This is a genomic window from Halobacillus trueperi, assembly GCF_003386945.1.
GTDB lineage: Bacteria > Bacillota > Bacilli > Bacillales > Halobacillaceae > Halobacillus > Halobacillus aidingensis.
Genome location: NZ_QUAE01000005.1, coordinates 238,427 through 255,640 on the forward strand (window position 1 = coordinate 238,427; position 17,214 = coordinate 255,640).

The 17,214-nt window shown below is 43.4% G+C and carries 20 protein-coding genes; all 20 read right to left on the minus strand.

Annotated elements, in window-relative coordinates:
* Positions 1-66: 66 nt before the first annotated feature.
* The gene (locus DYE48_RS09115) at positions 67-1,005 is read right to left on the minus strand and encodes a menaquinol-cytochrome c reductase cytochrome b/c subunit (protein ID WP_115823334.1); all 939 of its coding nucleotides are present in this window, start codon (positions 1,003-1,005) and stop codon (positions 67-69) included.
* Between the two features lie 28 nt (positions 1,006-1,033).
* Positions 1,034-1,708: a menaquinol-cytochrome c reductase cytochrome b subunit gene (gene qcrB / locus DYE48_RS09120; protein ID WP_035504929.1), complete on the minus strand. Its 675-nt coding sequence runs from the start codon at positions 1,706-1,708 to the stop codon at positions 1,034-1,036.
* Positions 1,709-1,711: 3 nt separating this feature from the next.
* On the minus strand, positions 1,712-2,221 hold the full coding sequence (locus DYE48_RS09125; protein WP_115823335.1) for a QcrA and Rieske domain-containing protein: 510 nt from the start codon (positions 2,219-2,221) through the stop codon (positions 1,712-1,714).
* A gap of 133 nt (positions 2,222-2,354) precedes the next feature.
* A complete protein-coding gene (locus tag DYE48_RS09130; RefSeq protein ID WP_115823336.1) occupies positions 2,355-2,810 on the minus strand; it encodes a YpiF family protein in 456 nt (151 codons plus the stop codon).
* Positions 2,811-2,916: 106 nt separating this feature from the next.
* The gene (locus tag DYE48_RS09135; RefSeq protein ID WP_089652570.1) at positions 2,917-3,477 is read right to left on the minus strand and encodes a ReoY family proteolytic degradation factor; all 561 of its coding nucleotides are present in this window, start codon (positions 3,475-3,477) and stop codon (positions 2,917-2,919) included.
* 32 nt (positions 3,478-3,509) lie between these two features.
* The gene (locus tag DYE48_RS09140) at positions 3,510-4,763 is read right to left on the minus strand and encodes a tetratricopeptide repeat protein (RefSeq protein ID WP_115823337.1); all 1,254 of its coding nucleotides are present in this window, start codon (positions 4,761-4,763) and stop codon (positions 3,510-3,512) included.
* 17 nt (positions 4,764-4,780) lie between these two features.
* Complete coding sequence (locus tag DYE48_RS09145; protein ID WP_115823338.1) at positions 4,781-5,653, minus strand: hypothetical protein; 873 nt, start codon at positions 5,651-5,653, stop codon at positions 4,781-4,783.
* A gap of 65 nt (positions 5,654-5,718) precedes the next feature.
* The gene (gene aroA / locus DYE48_RS09150) at positions 5,719-7,008 is read right to left on the minus strand and encodes a 3-phosphoshikimate 1-carboxyvinyltransferase (RefSeq protein WP_115823339.1); all 1,290 of its coding nucleotides are present in this window, start codon (positions 7,006-7,008) and stop codon (positions 5,719-5,721) included.
* 12 nt (positions 7,009-7,020) lie between these two features.
* Positions 7,021-8,121, minus strand: coding sequence for a prephenate dehydrogenase (locus tag DYE48_RS09155; protein WP_115823340.1), 1,101 nt, complete (start codon positions 8,119-8,121; stop codon positions 7,021-7,023).
* Positions 8,118-9,215, minus strand: coding sequence for a histidinol-phosphate transaminase (gene hisC / locus DYE48_RS09160; RefSeq protein ID WP_115823341.1), 1,098 nt, complete (start codon positions 9,213-9,215; stop codon positions 8,118-8,120). The genes DYE48_RS09155 and hisC overlap by 4 nt, the downstream gene beginning before the upstream one ends.
* 13 nt (positions 9,216-9,228) lie before the next feature.
* Positions 9,229-9,591: a chorismate mutase gene (gene aroH / locus DYE48_RS09165; protein ID WP_089652607.1), complete on the minus strand. Its 363-nt coding sequence runs from the start codon at positions 9,589-9,591 to the stop codon at positions 9,229-9,231.
* The gene (gene aroB / locus DYE48_RS09170) at positions 9,591-10,670 is read right to left on the minus strand and encodes a 3-dehydroquinate synthase (RefSeq protein WP_115823342.1); all 1,080 of its coding nucleotides are present in this window, start codon (positions 10,668-10,670) and stop codon (positions 9,591-9,593) included. Before aroB ends, aroH begins: the two co-directional genes overlap by 1 nt.
* Positions 10,670-11,839, minus strand: coding sequence for a chorismate synthase (aroC, locus tag DYE48_RS09175; protein ID WP_115823343.1), 1,170 nt, complete (start codon positions 11,837-11,839; stop codon positions 10,670-10,672). Before aroC ends, aroB begins: the two co-directional genes overlap by 1 nt.
* 138 nt (positions 11,840-11,977) lie before the next feature.
* Positions 11,978-12,757, minus strand: a complete 780-nt coding sequence (locus DYE48_RS09180; RefSeq protein ID WP_115823344.1) for a CheR family methyltransferase — start codon at positions 12,755-12,757, stop codon at positions 11,978-11,980.
* Between the two features lie 588 nt (positions 12,758-13,345).
* The gene (gene ndk, locus DYE48_RS09185) at positions 13,346-13,792 is read right to left on the minus strand and encodes a nucleoside-diphosphate kinase (protein ID WP_089652579.1); all 447 of its coding nucleotides are present in this window, start codon (positions 13,790-13,792) and stop codon (positions 13,346-13,348) included.
* Positions 13,793-13,883: 91 nt separating this feature from the next.
* Positions 13,884-14,855, minus strand: a complete 972-nt coding sequence (gene hepT / locus DYE48_RS09190; RefSeq protein ID WP_115823345.1) for a heptaprenyl diphosphate synthase component II — start codon at positions 14,853-14,855, stop codon at positions 13,884-13,886.
* A 16-nt stretch (positions 14,856-14,871) separates the two neighbouring features.
* Positions 14,872-15,579, minus strand: a complete 708-nt coding sequence (gene menG / locus DYE48_RS09195; protein WP_115823346.1) for a demethylmenaquinone methyltransferase — start codon at positions 15,577-15,579, stop codon at positions 14,872-14,874.
* Between the two features lie 2 nt (positions 15,580-15,581).
* Positions 15,582-16,385 carry a heptaprenyl diphosphate synthase component 1 gene (locus DYE48_RS09200; RefSeq protein WP_115823347.1) on the minus strand — a complete coding sequence of 268 codons (804 nt, stop codon included), beginning with the start codon at positions 16,383-16,385 and terminating at the stop codon, positions 15,582-15,584.
* 91 nt (positions 16,386-16,476) lie between these two features.
* Entirely contained in the window at positions 16,477-16,701 is a 225-nt protein-coding gene (gene mtrB, locus DYE48_RS09205; RefSeq protein WP_089652583.1) for a trp RNA-binding attenuation protein MtrB, read from the minus strand.
* 182 nt (positions 16,702-16,883) lie between these two features.
* Positions 16,884-17,156: an HU family DNA-binding protein gene (locus DYE48_RS09210; protein ID WP_008638574.1), complete on the minus strand. Its 273-nt coding sequence runs from the start codon at positions 17,154-17,156 to the stop codon at positions 16,884-16,886.
* Positions 17,157-17,214 lie beyond the last annotated feature (58 nt).

Consider the following 17,214-nt stretch of genomic DNA (forward strand, 5'->3'; position numbering starts at 1 on the left):
TCGTACCTCCAATACAAATGTAGCCGCGCTTTTGAAAAGCGCGGCTACATTGAATTAAGTATCTAATTACTCTTCAGATCCAGAGCCTTCTGAATCACTGGAGCCTTCATCTGAAGATCCCTCTTCAGAACCTTCACCAGAAGAACCCTCCTCGGATCCTTCTTCAGAAGAGCCTTCCTCAGATCCTTCTTCGGATCCTTCACCGGAAGATTCTCCGCCTTCACCACCAGCTTCACCGCCGCCAGCTTGAACGACGAATTCAGCAAGTTGCTGAAGCTCTTCATCGCTTCCGCCAAAAATACCTGAAGGCATCTCACCGACACCGTTTACAGCAATATCTTTGACTTGGTCCACAGTCAATTCAGCATCAATTAAGGATGGATAGTTTCCTTGTCCTTGCAGAGCATCCCCGTGACAGCTCAAGCAGTTCGCTTCATAAACTGCATATCCAGGATGCTCTTTATCGATCGTTGATTCAACCGCTTCCACGTTGACTCCGTACTTTTCCGCACGCATTTCATAATCAGCATGAGAAACAGACTCATAAGTCAACCAGAATGTGGCGATAAAGCCTAAAAGCATCAATCCGACAGCAATCGGACGTTTATGAGGGCGACGTTCTGGCCCACGATCCAGGAATGGCGCAAGCAGCAAAGCACCGAAGGCTAGGCCTGGCATAACGATGGCGCCAAGAACGATGTAATCTCCACCTGCGAATTGATATTTTAGAAATTGATACAAGAATAAGAAATACCAGTCCGGCAACGGAATATAACCTGCGTTGTTCGGATCCGCCTGTTGCTCAAGTGGTGATGGGTGAGCAGCAGTCAGAATAAGAAATCCAATCAAGAACACAGATCCTACGAGCCACTCCTTCAACAAGAAGTTAGGCCAGAAGGCTTCTGTACGGCCTGGGTATTCCGAATAGTCTTTTGGTAAGTTGGCTTTTCGTTCAGCCGTGATTCGTGAATCACCGACGAATTTCATTCCTTTTCCCCTATGCACAGCTTTCCCTCCTTTTTAACGATACATTTTATAGTGGTCCGGAAATTCCTTGTTTACGGATTAAGATAAAGTGGAACGCCATTAATCCGAACAGGGCAGCCGGCAAGAAGAATACGTGAATAGCAAAGAAACGTGTAAGCGTTTGAGCACCAACGATCGATGGATCTCCGGCGAGTAGCGTTCGAATCTGGTCACCGATAAAAGGTGTTGCTGCAGCGATTTCAAGACCGACCTGAGTCGCAAAGTAAGCCTTGTTATCCCATGGTAGCAGGTATCCTGTGAAGCCCAGTCCTAACATGACGAAGAACAAGAGTACACCAATGACCCAGTTCAACTCACGAGGCTTTTTGTAGGCTCCCTGGAAGAATACCCGTAGCGTATGTAAGAATAACATGACGATGACGAGACTCGCTCCCCAGTGGTGCATACCACGGACGATTTGACCGTAAGCAACCTCTCGTTGCAAGTAATAAACAGATTTCCAAGCGTTTTCAATGTCCGGCACATAATACATGGTCAGGAACATCCCTGACAGGATTTGAATGACCGTCACAAAGAAAGTCAATCCACCAAAACAATACACAAATGCTGAAAAGTGGTGTGCCGGGTTTACGTGTTCAGGAACCTCGTGATCTGCGATATCACGCCAAAGCGGGGTGATATCTACACGCTCGTCCACCCAGTCGTAAATTTTCTGTAGCATGTATTATACCCCCCCTCCTGAATCTTTCGTTTCACCTAGGTAAAGCATACCTTCTTCAACTTTAAACTCGAATCGTGGCAGTGGTGCCGTCGGTGGAGTTCCTGGCACGTTGGTTCCGTCTTTCGTATAACGGCCCGCGTGACATGGACAGAAGAATTGGTTCGGGTACTCCTCGTTGGAAGCCCAGTCGACCGTACATCCCAAATGAGTACAAATTGGTGATAGTGCTACAATTTCATCATTCTCGTTTCTGTACACCCATGCCGTTTTTTGAACTTCTGATTCATACCAAGCATCCACTTGATCGATCGTCCATTCAAAACGCTGCGGTTCATTCGTAATTTCATCAACGGAGGCTACGGAGATGAAATCTCCACCCTCTTTCGTTTTCAATACAGGATCGATTGCGAAACGAACCATCGGTGCAAGCATTCCGGCTGCCATGAAACCGCCTACACCAGTGAGTGTGTAGTTGAGAAACTGGCGTCGGGATACTCGTTTTTTATCGCTCATTCTTTTCCCCCCTCTATGCTGTAATCCATGCGACATGGATTGATTACACACAGTTTACTAGGACATTACCATGATAGCGCAATCTTAAGGCGCGGTCAATAAATTATCAAACCTTGTCGGAACTTTTATCCAGTTACCAATAGGCCTGGATCAATTCACTGATCTGATGAGCTTGCTCACGAACGAACGACTGTGTTTCTGTAGACTGAATATCGCCAGAACCCATGCCAGGCACCCATAGGACGTGTCCCTCAAGTTCTCCTTCGTATTTTTTCCATTTACTGTCGAAAGTAAAAAGAAACACGTGATGGAAAGGCTGCTCTTTGAACTTATGAATCCAACGATTGATCCTCTCTTTTTCGTCAGCTTGTGATCCTTCAAGATAGTAATAATCAGGCGATAGGAAGATCCTCCCCTTGTATTCTTTTTCAATCAGGTTCGTAAACACTTGGTTCAACTCCCGTTGGAAGGCTTGCTTCACCATATGTTGGTCGTTCCCCGGATCAAATGGAATCAAGGGAATGATTACGGTATCAATATACTGTTTTTCTGGTATGTATTGCGTAGTATCTGCTTTTGTCCATCTCATAATTCATTTCATCCTTTATCTATGTATCATTTTCTCTTTATTTTACTATATTTAAACAAAAATGAAAGCCGGGACCTCTTCATTTGAAGGTTCCGGCTTTCATATCTCATAAAAATGCATTCAAATCCTGCTTGACTTTCTCAAGCTTTCCGCATAATGCTTTAAATTCGTCTCGCTCCCCATTGATCAGAGCTTCGTCGATTCGATCTTCTATGCTTTTCTGCCTATGTTGCAAAAGACTGACAGACAACAGGCGTTCCGCTTCATTTTTATCTCTGTCATTTAAGTAGTAGTCTTTTGGAAGATAAGGGTTTTCCTCTAGTACGAGAGCATATTTCGAGCATTGCTGTGCATTCTCAAAGTTCATTTGAATATAGACAGGTTCTCCTTGGTTCATCCTTAAATCGTGAAACGACTTCTCGGCGTCATTCGTCATAACCTGGCCTTTATAAAAACGGAAAGGTGGATCAGAAACACCCTGGGCACTGATTTCCATGCCGCGCGGACAAAACTTCACTTCCTGGACAAAATGGACACTAGACAAAAGAGATTCATGGTTCATTAAATAATTCAGAATCCAAACACTCTCTCGCTTTTTCAACTGAAAGTGATTCAAAAACCAGCGGACAAAGTCTTTTTTCTCATCCACAGAGATTGGTGTTTGCATATGGGCGCCCCTCCTGCGCTTTATTAATCAGCTCATTGTTCTTTCAGCCGCTCTACGAAGTCCTCAATTTCTGTATCTGTAGGGTCGATCGCCAGGTATTCTTCAAAAATCTGTCGTGCTTCAGACATCCTTCCTTCTTCTACAAGGAAATAACCGTAAGATTTCAAGAAGTCTGTGTCTTCCTTCAAGGAAGGATACGCTTGTTGATATTGTTCATAAGCCTCCTTGAATCTCTCTTCCTCTTCATATGCTTGAGCAAGTTCCCATAAGTAATTCGGGTCTTCCTCTCCCATCGAGATCAACTCGTTGATCAAATCGATGATCTTATCATTCATATCATCAGCTTTATAATTTTCAATCAGGAAAAGAATGGCTTCTTTATATCCAGGATCCAAAGCAACCGCTTCTCTCATCCACTCGTAACCTTCTTCTTTATTTCCCTGTCTATGAGATAACGTACCGGCAAGATGATAGAGTTCCTTGTTGAATTCATCTTTTGCGAGTCCTTTTTTAGCCATTTCCAATGCTTCCTTCGGCATACCTTCTGAATCATAAGCTTGAGCCAAGTGAGGATAAACCGATTGGAAGTAAGGGTCCTTTTCAATCAACTCTTCCCAAACGTGGATGGCAATGTCATTACGATTTGCCTGGTAAGCTACGAAACCATAGCGAAACATCACATCAGGATTATCTTCTTCGACTTTTTGGAAATACTCAAGTGCTTGTTCAAATTCTCCATTAGCTGCATAAGCCTCGGCCAGTCTTGTGGCAACTTCAATATCACCAATGACCGGCTGATGGTGCATTGCATTTTCATAATAAGGGATACTCTTCGAATATTCCCCATTCGAGAATGCGAGCTCTCCTAAAGCAAAATCAATAATGGCTGAATTCGGCTCCACTTGTTTAGCCATTAATAACTTCTGTTCAGCTACTTCAAAAAGCCCTTGAGCCTGATAAAGATCCGCAAGCTGCACGAGCGCTTGCAAGTAGTCTTCATCTTCCGGCCCAAATTGGTCCAGCAGTTCAATCGCTTCGTCATCTTCATCAAGATCAATGTGGATCTCTGCCATCATGACTTTCAGTTCTTGTTCTTTAGGATAGCGTTGTATCAGTTCGTGCAACACCATCTTAGCTTCTTCGAGCATCCCCCATTGCATGTATAGTTCAGCAATCGTGAACCTCTCTTCTTCATCTGCTTCTGGCAAATATTGTGTTAGAGTTTTTATCGCATCTTCCGTCTTGTGGGCTTCCATTTGACGGATGGCTTTTTGAATTTCCTCCATGATGACATCCTTTCCGTTTAAACAAAATGCTTGTGAATCTTCACTTGTATGTGGGATCCAGGCTTTTCATCGATGACCTTCTGGTTCACCTGTTTCACCTGTCCATTCATAACCGTTACATTCGGAACAGAATTATGATATCTAAAATCATCCGTCTCTTCAAACGTTCGGTCTTCTGAAAAGCGATAAAGGTTATAATCCGCATACCCTCCAGGGACGATTCCGCCTTTGTGAGGATAGATCCCGCTGTCTTTTAAATTTTTCAAAGAGAGTATTTCATCATCCTGTACATCTGTTAGCTTTATGATACCATACTGTTCGCAAAGTGAAGACCACAATTCTGCATAGTTGTTCGACGTATTCTCTGTATCTTTGACGAACATTGTCAACGGCATTCGTTTATAAGCCTGCGCCTGAGCTACCCATTCCCAACAAACCTCAGTTAGTTCTCCCACGGACTGCACTTCCACACATAAAAAGGGGCTTCCTTTTCTGGCAAAAAAACGGACCATTTCAGGCCGCAGCATCTTTGCCGGCACAACAGGTATGACCATATAATCGAGAGGCAGTGATTGACATCGATTTAAAAAGTGGTCATATTGATTTCGGTAGTGACGTAAACTAGTCACTAGGTGTTGTGTGAGTAACAAGGTACACCCTCTTTTTATGTAGCGATTCCCTGTGTCGGTTACGGAGGGTGAAAAAGCAAGCGGCTCGTTAAGATCCATCATCACATGCCCTGGGCTGACGTGAAATCCATCCACTACCATCAACGTATAAGGTTCTTTTCCAGTCCGGTCTCTGACGAACTTCTCTTCCTTAACTGTGCATTCACTAAAACAGGGACCTTTGTCATTTTCAACATATCCTCGAAACCAATAAGCTCCCATACGACGAAACCTCCAAGTAGGCTTTTTATATCGTATGAGAGCTTTACATAAACTATGAAGTTAATTTAGTTCAGGACTTGATTTAAGTCTGTGAAAAATGAAGGATAAGAGATGTTGATACAATCTTTGTTCTTGACAATGACTTCTCCCTCACAAATTAAAGAAGCGATCGCACCCATCATACCGATACGATGATCTCCATAAGAATCGACGGATCCCCCTTTTAAAGGTGAACCCCCCTGGATAATCATTCCATCTTCTTGTGCTTGAACATCTGCACCTAAAGTAGTAAGCGTCTCTACGACAGCTTCAATTCGGTCCGTTTCCTTGTAACGCAGCTCTTCCGCATCTTTAATGATCGTTTTTCCTTCTGCCTGCGTCGCTGCCAGAGCAAGGATGGGGATTTCATCAATCACATTCGGAATAAGGTCCCCTTCTAAGGTCATTCCTTTTAGCCGGCTGTGACGGACAACGATGTCACCAACAGGTTCACTTCCGATATGTGTATGTACATGGACTTCTATATTCGCTCCCATTTCTTTCAATGCTCTTACAATCCCGTCACGCGTCGGGTTGAGCCCGACATCCCTAATCACTAATTCACTATCAGGAACAATCGAAGCGGCCACGAGGAAAAAGGCTGCCGAAGAGATGTCACCAGGAACTTTGATATCGGAAGCAAAAGGTTTTTGTCCACCCTTGATTTTAATAAACCTGCCTTCCACTTCTACATCCACCCCGAATTCAGGAAGAAGCATTTCCGTATGATTTCTGGTTTCCCCAAGCTCTATCACTTCAGTTTCTCCTTCTGCCAGCATACCTGCTAATAGCAAAGCAGACTTCACTTGAGCACTTTTCACTGTCAATTCATGGCGAGTCCCCTCAAGTTTTTTCCCGCGGAAGGCAAGTGGGAGCAAGGAGTCATCTTCACGCCCTCGGATCTCCGCTCCCATCACTCTAAGCGGTTGGATGACACGGTCCATGGGGCGCTTGGACAATGACTCGTCTCCGAATGCTGTCGTGAATAAAGGAAGACCTGCAAGCACTCCGCTCATTAGCCGTGCCGTTGTCCCTGAATTTCCGAAATTAATCGGTTGGGAAGGTTCTCTTAGGTGGGAAATCCCTTTTCCATGAACTGTAATCTTATTCCCTTCCTGCTCGATGTTTACCCCCATAAGGCGGAAGGCTTCGACCGTCCTCAAGCAATCTTCACCGGTTAGAAAATTCGTAATGACAGAAGTTCCTTGCGCCAACGCTGAGAAAATGACGGATCGGTGGGAGATGGATTTATCACCAGGAACAGATAATTCTCCTTTCAGTCGCTTATCTGTTGGTTTCAACTCAATACTTGACATAGGAATCCTCCTCTACTGTTGGATCATTACTTCGTATTGGTAGTGATCTAATATTTCTTTACTCTTCCATTGTTCTTCACTTGTAGCAAAGCTGATTCTCAACACTCCGGTAATCCCTTCCCGAATTTCAAGGATTTGAATATTTTTAATGCTGATGGCTTCTTCCGCCAGGATTCCGATCACATCACGGATCGCACCTGGTTGGTCATGGATATCAACATAGATGTCATAGAAAGATGGGATGGCTCCTTTGTCTTTTGTTGGGAGGCCGTCTCTGTACAATTTAGCATCAGATAGATACTTGTACGTTTTCTCTTTCTCACCTTGTGAAAGATAGGTTTTTATTCTCTCCATCTCCCCGATCCAGTCATCAAGCATGGAAATGAGGAGTTTTTTATTTTGAAAGAAAATATCCTGCCACAATTTCGGATTACTGGAGGCGATTCGAGTAATGTCTTTGAATCCCCCTGCCGCCATCTGTTTAATATATGGATGTGTGACTTCCCACTCTTTTGCCTGGTGGACGAGTGAAGAAGCGATTAAATGCGGAAAATGAGAGATGACCGCGGTCATCTCATCATGTTCTTTCGTTGTAAATGTCACGAAACGAGCCTTCGTTTCTGATAACAAATCTTTAATCACATCCGCTTCCTTTTCATCGGCATGAACAGATGGGGTCAACACATAAATCGCATTCTCGAACAGATGTGGTTTCGCAGCCGTATAGCCATGTTTGTGCGAACCTGCCATCGGGTGTCCACCTACAAAGGAAAGGAAAGGATGTGTTAATCGGTTCGCCGCTTCCAGCACCTGGTTTTTCACAGAAGAAACGTCTGTCACTAGCAACGGTTTTTTCAAATCCATAGACTCGAGCTTTTGAATGTAGTCGATGGTAATGGAAATGGGTGTAGCTAAAATGCAGATATCTGCTTCCTGAGCTGCTTCTTCAAAATTGAACGAGGCCTGATCAATTACCCCTTGCTTCAGAGCCATATTAAGGGTTTCTTGATCCCCGTCCATTCCAATGATGAATACATCCTCTTTCTTAGAGACGTTCATAGCTATGGAACCACCGATGAGTCCTAAACCAACGATGAGTATTTTCCGCTTCATTGTCCATCAACAGAAGCGAGCTTTTGTTTCATCGCTTCCTGGATCTCCTGCATGTCTTCTTTCTTCCCAATGGTTAATCGAATGGTATTCGGTAAACCTAGCGCTTCCCCGGAGCGTACGATAAACCCTTTTGTCAACAAGTATTCGAACATTTCATCACCACTGCAAGGCAAATGAATCAAAAGGAAATTTGCCTGAGTGTCGAAATATTTCAACCCATGATCATCACAGAATTGCATCAAAACTTTTTTGTTCTTTCGGTTTTCATGAACCGTTTCTTCAATGAACTTCTGGTCATCCAAGGCTAAGAGAGCAGCCGCTTGTGCAACCGTTGAAGTGTTGAAAGGCTCGCGGGATGGTTCAAGAATTTGAATGACCTCTGGGTGACCGACACCATAGCCGATTCGTAAACCTGCTAAACCGTATGCTTTAGAGAAAGTACGGAGTACCATCAGGTTTGGATAGTGATTCAATGCCTCTATGGAATCGAAGGCATCATCCGCTTCCAAATATTCGTAATAAGCTTCATCAATGACAACAAGAACGTGATCAGGCGTCCGTTCAAGAACAGACTGTAATGTCGTTTGATCGATATGGACACCTGTCGGATTATTCGGCGTGCAAATCCAAAGTACACGTGTCTGTTCATCAATATTTTGAAGCATGCCTTCTAAATCATGATGACCATCGATCAGTGGGACTTCTCTTACTTCCGCACCTTCAATCAACGCATTATGGCGATACTGCGGAAAAGTTGGTGTCGCCATAACTGTATTGGCACCTGGCTCAAGAAAAGTCCGGCAAATGATTTGGACCACTTCATCTGAACCATTTCCGAAGATCAACTGGTTCTCTTCCACACCGATGAAACGAGCGACTTTCTTTCTAATTTCTGCGCCATATCCATCAGGATAGATTTCTAAATTCGAGATCAGTTTCGGCAATTCTTTCTCCACCACGGGAGAAAAACCAAATGGATTTTCATTGGAAGCAAGCTTAACGATCCGATCCAAACCGAACTCCTTCTTTACTTCCTCTATCCCTTTACCCGGCTTGTATGGTTTCATGTTTTTTAGAATGTCTTTGGCTTTCATTGGGATACTCCTCTCAACTCTTTAAATCTGGTCTCAATTGTTTTGCATGATTATGATAGATATGCTGGATATCTTTTTGTGCAATTTCCGTCTGTACGGTCACCATGACCCTGATACACTTCTCAAGACTACCAGGCACTGGAATTTCTCGCATGCACATCACCGGAACATACGTCCATCCATCTATTTTTCTCAGGGACTTTGCAGGGAAGGCATCATTCAAATCCTCTGTCACTGTAAAATAGACCGAAACAACATCCGTTGCTTCAATTTGGTTGGAAGCTATGACATCTTGGAGCAATTGATAGGATTGTTCTACAATTTCATCATGTTCATTTCTTTCAACCGTTGTCGCTCCCCTTACACCTCGAATCATCATTCTCCACTCACCTCATTAATTAAAAGAGACATCTGTTCTAGTAATTGCGCCTCCTCGATTTCCACCACATAAGGGTCACTCAGTTCATGGAGGAGGACAAAATTGATTTTCCGCCTCAGTGTTTTCTTATCCAACATCATTCTCTCCAACATTCGATCAGGTCGGATCCTGGTTAAAACGGAAACTGGATAATTATTATCATCCAGCCATTCCTTATACGCTTGTATAGGAAGCTGAGCCCCTTTAAGTTCGTTACTCAACTTCATCATAAATAGCAGCCCTACGGCGACAGCTTCCCCATGGGTGATCTCCCCGTATCCCAGCTCCGCTTCAATCGCATGAGCAAGGGTATGACCTAAATTCAAATACTTCCTGATTCCAGCTTCTCTTTCATCCTTCTCTACGATCGAAGCCTTCACCTGGATCCCTTTCATTATATCGCTCTCTAACTGTTTCACTGAAAGTTCGGAAAGTTTTCCTTTTAGCAGGCGATGCGCCCAGTCTTCGTCACTGAGAAAAGCATGTTTGATCACTTCCCCATACCCGGAACGAATTTCGCTCTCGGGCAAGGTTTCCATCGTTTCGATGTCATAGATTACTTTCACTGGATGATAAAAGGAACCAATTAGATTTTTCCCTTTAGGGTGATTGATGGCCACTTTACCGCCTACACTGCTGTCATGGGCTAAAATCGTAGTAGGCATCTGGATGTAATCAATACCGCGTAAATACGTGGATGCTACAAACCCTGCCAAATCCCCGATCATCCCTCCACCAAGTGCGATAATAAGAGATTTGCGATCCAATTTTACATCCACACAACTGTCAAGGAGCTCTTCATACCTGACCATACTCTTCGAAGACTCTCCTGCAGGAACGACTGCCGTAAAAACAGGAGTTGCTTCTGATAAACTTTCCTTCACATCCTGCAAGTAATGATCCTTAACCGTACTGTCTGTAATAACTAATATAGACGTGTAACCGGATGAAATGAATTCAACCAAATTATGCCGTAGACCTTTTCCAATCAAAACTTCATAGTCATGACTACTGGATCGGACCGTGACAGAAGCCATTAAAATTCACGTACTTCCTTGCGGTAATCATCGACAGCACGTTTGAGACGTGGGAAGTAATCGGCTGGAAATTCATCTGTAATGGCTTTAGCCAGCTCAAAAGCTACGATATGCTCCATTACGACAGAAGCAGCCGGAACGGCACAGGAATCGGAACGTTCAATACTTGCATTAAACGGTTCTTTGGTTTCGATATCCACACTCTGTAGAGGTTTGTATAAGGTAGGGATTGGCTTCATGACCCCTTTAACGACAATCGGCATGCCCGTCGTCATCCCACCTTCAAAGCCCCCGAGGCGATTGGTACGACGGTAATATCCTCTTTCTTCGCTCCATAAGATCTCATCATGGACCTCGCTTCCGTTTCTACGAGCGGCTTCGAAACCGATCCCGAATTCAACCCCTTTATAGGCGTTGATACTCATTACAGATCCAGCGATTTTCGCATCCAGCTTTCGATCATATTGAACATATGAACCGATTCCAGGTGGCATTCCTTCTACATACACCTCAGTTACCCCGCCGATCGAGTCTCCTTCTTTCTTCGCTTCATCAATCGCATGCATCATTTTCTCTGCCGCTTCTTCGTCAAAAGTACGGACAGGCGATGCCTCTGAAATTTCTCTCCGTTGTTGTAAAGTTAGGTTTTCATCAACATCTGACACAATACCTGCGATTTCACGCACATAGCCTGTCACTTCAATACCAAGCTCCTTCAAAAGCACCTTAGCAACGGCTCCTGCCCCTACTCGTGCTGCCGTTTCCCTTGCTGAAGAACGTTCGAGTACGTTTCTCATATCTCTATGACCGTATTTCATTCCACCATTCAAATCTGCATGACCTGGACGAGGTTTCGTTACCGTACGACGGATCTTTTGCGTTTCCTCAGGTAGAGGATCTTCGCCCATAATGTCCGTCCAGTGTTTAAAGTCATCATTATTTACGACCAAAGTGATGGGAGAGCCAAGGGTGTATCCATGACGAACCCCACTTGTTATTTCTACTAAGTCTTTTTCGATTTGCATACGTTTCCCACGCCCGTATCCGCCTTGGCGTCTGATCAGTGATTCATTTATTTGCTCTCTCAATAAAGGAAGATGAGAGGGAATTCCTTCGATAATCGTTGTTAGTTGCTTGCCGTGTGATTCACCAGCGGTTAAGTAGCGCATAAACGTACCTCCTATGTATTCATCCCCTTGTAGGGGGTGTTCTAAATTTTAGATACTACTATATCATATGGATGTAAATTTGTGTCGTCAAAATATCGGAATTTTTATAAAATAAGATTAGAAAGCGTTTACGAACGCTTATTTTTGCCATTTCCTATAAAAAAACGTGTCAAAAATTTCAAATCCGTGGGTTTGGGGAGAAAAAATCTGCTCCGTGCTTCCGACGAAGAAGATCCCCCCATCTACAAGAGAATGGCAGAAGTTTTTGAAGATACGCCTCTTCGCTTCTTCCGTAAAATAGATCATCACATTGCGACAGACGATGAGATCAAAATCCTTTTGGTAACGGTCAGCTAAAAGGTTGTGCTTTTTGAAGGTGACACTATTTCTGATATCATCAATCACTCGATAAGAGCTTCCTTCTTTTCTGAAGTATTTTCTAAGTATATCTGGTGATACTTGCTTCAATGATCTTTCATGGTACAGGGCTTGTTCTGCCTTCCTTAAGGCATTAACGTCGAGATCTGTCGCAAGGATCTCCACTTGTTGAAGAGGTATGTATCGACTCAATATCATAGCCAATGTGTACGGTTCCTCGCCGGTGGAACATGCAGCACTCCATATCCGTAACTTCTTCTTTTGTTGAAGCAAATACGGAATGACTTTTTGTTCAAGTACTTCAAACCTCTTCCTATTCCGGTAAAATTCAGAAACATTGATTGTCATACGATCTAGTAATTCATCTGACAACGATGAATCGTTTTCCAGGGCGTTGTAATAGCTTTTGAAATTATGATAGCCTCGCTTTTCCCTTAAAGAAGTCAGCCGTCGCTTCATTTGAGCTTCCTTGTACTGCGATAAATCGATTCCTGTTTTTCGATGGACTTTCTCTATGAATTGTATGTAATCCTGACTCATCCCCAAAACTCCCTCTGCTTATTCCCTATAAGCGTACTCCAGCATCTTCAGGTTGTAAACGAGTAACCTCTATCATTCAAAAAAAGCTCCCGATTGTGGAGGACTCGTTTCGAGATGTTTGTGAGGTGGGCGGTTCTCCCCCCCCAGTTCCTTGCCATTTAAGTATCTCGAAACCACTTCAATAAATAGCCGAGATTCTAAGTATTAGCGTGTAGACCCTAAGAGTGTATATTCTCCACTGAAAGTCTGGTACAGAATGCTTGATTACTATAGGACATGGATGGTGGAAGACCCTCACACTCGGCCAAGGGGTTCGTTTCTCACATCCATTGAATGGGGTGGTTGGGAAGCTGCGAGACTCCCGCGGGAATAGATTGGCTGGCGAGACCCCGCAGTGCGAAGCACGAGGAGGCTTGCCGTCATCCCCGCAGGAAAGCGAGTAGCTTCCCCACCACCTCTGGCTCTTTGCATGGCAACGAACCCCGGTAAGCTTGAAACTGAGTCTTCCACAATCCTGCCATATTGTGAATAGTATTTTTTTATGTTGATGAAATGAAAAAAGCCACCTTTGGAAGGTAGCTTTTTTCATTAGTAGATCCAGTTGAGTGAATCTTTTTCATAATCGACGAGTTCCTTTTCATCAAAGAACAAACCGATTTCTCTTTCAGCACTTTCTTTCGAATCAGAGCCATGGATGACGTTTTTCCCTACTGTTACACCATAATCACCACGGATGGTTCCTGGAGCAGCCTCAGCAGGCTTTGTAGCTCCCATCATTGTACGTGCCGTTGCAATTACATCTTCGCCTTCCCAAACCATTGCGAAGACAGGACCTGATGTGATGAAGTCTACGAGCTCACCAAAAAATGGTTTTTCCTTATGCTCACCATAATGCTCTTCTGCAAGTTCTGTAGGAATAGCCATCAACTTGGCCCCTGCAAGTTTAAACCCTTTGCGTTCAAATCTTGCTGTAATGTCACCGATCAAATTGCGTTGTACACCATCTGGCTTAACCATCAAAAATGTCTTTTCCATGACAAACACCTCATCTTATGTATAGTGTGAAAGCGCTTTTAATAAGTGCCATAAAAAAGTCTATCAAACAAAGGGAAGAAAGGCAATAGATTTATGCCCTTCTTTTACCAATATACTTCGCAATCCCTTTCAGGGTCTGTTTAGCACGGTTCGCCGGTAACTTGTTCAAGGATTGGTAGGCTTTTTCCAAATAGCGGTCGCTCAGTTCTAATGACCGTTCGATCGAACCATTAGACTGTACTTTTTTAATCAAGTGCTGAAGTTGATCAGGTGTCAGATCCTCTTTCTCCTGGAAAGCAACATTCAATTCCCTCTTGAACTCTTTTTCTTCCATAGAAAAAAGTACAGGTAGAGTAATATTCCCTTGTAGAAGATCACTGCCTGCAGGTTTACCTAATTCTTTCTCAGATGCTGTAAAATCCAGAACATCATCGATGATTTGATAAGACATACCGACATAGTAGCCATACTGATAAAGCGCACGCTCATGAGCAGGATCTGCATTTGCGGCTATGGCACCGAGTCTACAGCTGGCAGCGATGAGCAACGCGGTTTTCCTTTTGATCCTTCTGAGATAGGTGCGTAGGTTCTGTTCGATATTATATTTATCCCGGATCTGTTCAATTTCCCCTAAACATAATTCAACCATTGTCCCAGCAAGAATCTGGTGAGCACGTGGGTTTTCAAGCACAGATAAATTTTCAAGCGACCTGGCAAAAATATAATCTCCCGTGTACATAGCAATCCGGTTATCCCAACGTGATTTAATCGTAGGTTCCCCTCGCCTCAGTTCCGCTTCATCGATCACATCATCGTGAACAAGGGATGCGGTATGTATGAGCTCCAAAGAAACAGCGACTGCTTTCATACGCTCAATATCATAATGCCCGAATTTACCGCCAAGCAAGACAAAGACAGGACGGATCCGTTTCCCTCCTGCTTGTAACAATTGGCTGGATGCTTCTCTGAGTACTGGATTGTCAGATTGAATCGTATCGTTTACAGCCTCTTCGATTACCGCTAGGTCATTTTTAAGAAAAGAGTAAATCATTGCTAGTTTCATGGCATTTCATCCTTAGTTATTGCTTTTCCCCCATATGCATGGCTGCAACGCCGCCCGTATAGGATTTTACTATTACATTCTTGAATCCGACTTCTTCAAACATCGCTTTCAGTTCCTTTTTTCCAGGAAAGTCTTTAGCTGATTCATGAAGCCAGCTGTATTCTTGATAACTTTTGGCGAAAAGCTTGCCAAATACAGGCATAATCTTTCCAAAATAGAAATAATAGAGCTTTTTAAAGACCGGGTTGGTTGGTTGTGATGTTTCTAAACAGACAACTTTCCCTCCAGGTTTTACAACACGATGCAATTCTTTTAAAACTTGTTGATAATCAGGTACATTCCTTAAACCAAAGCCGATGGTGACAAAGTCGAACTGGTCATTTTCATAGGGCAAGCTCATGGCATTCCCATGCTGGAACTCCACTTGCTTCACTCTGCCAGCAAGCTTTTTTTTAATTCCAACCGATAACATATTTTCACTGAAGTCAAGGCCGATGACCTTTCCCTCTGTACCGACCTCATTCGCTAATGCCATCGTCCAATCACCCGTACCACAACAGACATCAAGCGCACGGTCACCCTTTTGAACATTCATTCGTTTCATGACATCTTTACGCCATAACCGATGTTGTTGAAAGGAAATGATTGAATTCATACTGTCATATCGTTCATATATTTTTTCAAATACGTGATGTACTCTTTCTTCTTTTGATTGTGGTTCCATGTTCACCCTTCTTCCGCTATCTGTCTATGGTTGAATTGATGATGAATGGCAGCATGCATGTAAGATTTCAGCCAGTTGAAATGGACGGGAAGCTGGGTGATTGTCGCTTCCAACCGGTGCATATGGTTTTGTAGCATTTGTTCAATGTTCACCAATACTTGTCCACTATTCCCTAGCAATGCCGGACGTTTGATGAGTGCATCAATGAGAGGGGAAAAATTACCTTCCTGATAGCTGCGCTTTTCTTCCAGCAATTTTTTAGCTAAAAGCCATTCACCCGCCATATCATTAATGGCTGTTTTTTGGACATACGAAGCAACCCTTTGAATAAGAAGGGATTCGATTTTCTTCAAACCTTCTAAAAATTCTTGGAATGACTCCACATCTTTATAATAAAGTTCCATCTTCAATTCGTTGATTTCCTTAATTGCGCCCGCAAGCGTATGAATCATAGGAATGTCGTCAAGTTGAGAGAGGAGATAATAATATAGGCCACTATAATAATCGCCGGCAAGGACCGTCAATTGACGGCTGCGAACGATCTCCCGATCATCGTCTTCATCCGATAATGTAACAAGATCGTGTGTATCAAGAGCAATCTGAACGAGCATCGTTGTAATGATGTATTGTTCTTTTTTCACCTCAGACAAGTTCGTGTGATCCATGATTGAAGACAGGATCACAAGCTTATCTTCATCGATCGTCGGCTCAGGGATAAAACGTACCAAATAAGGGTGGCGAACTTTCGATGCAATTTTTCGTTTGAGTTGTTTGATGTCATTATCTGAAGAATTCAACTTGATCACCTTGTCCCTTCCTGAACACTATTAAACCATTCCCATTATAGCATATTTGACCTTCTACTGTTTACTATGTATACGTTCGCAGAGCGAATGGTCACTCTGCATCGTTCGTCATTTCGCCGTGGCTTGTTTGAATGACAGCTTTCCCACGTACTTTCACGGCAGAAGTGTGCTCGGTAAACTGAGCGATCATTACTTCTCCACTGTCAAGCTTTTCGGAGTGGTGGAAACGCGTATCCGTACCGCGGGTCAAACCGATGACATTCACGCCATCTTCAAGGGCTTTTATGACGAAGAAATCATTGTTGGATGTAGTCATAGGATCGCCTCCTTCTAGTATCATTACTATCTCTTACAAAGGGGACTTTTGTCAAAACATCCACCTTGTTGAACACTGCGAATGAAGAGCCTTTCCATCATTATGGCCTCAATGCAGGATTTTTAAAAAAATAAAAAGAAAAAGGGTGCACATGCACCCTTTTCCTAAGCCCTATGTAGCTATTATTTAACCGCATCTTTAAGGGCTTTACCAGGTTTGAAAGCTGGTACTTTACTCGCGGAGATTTCGATTTCTTCTCCAGTTTGTGGGTTACGGCCTTTACGTGCCGCGCGCTCACGTACTTCGAAGTTACCGAATCCAATTAATTGGACTTTATCACCGTCTTTAAGTGAATCCATGATAGATTCGAATACAGAATCTACAGCTTGTGTAGCATCTTTCTTAGAAAGATCAGCTTTTTCAGATACAGCGTTGATTAGATCTGTTTTATTCATGCCATTCACCTCCTCCCAAGAAGGTTTAACTCATTCAAGTGGTTTCATCCACTTCAAA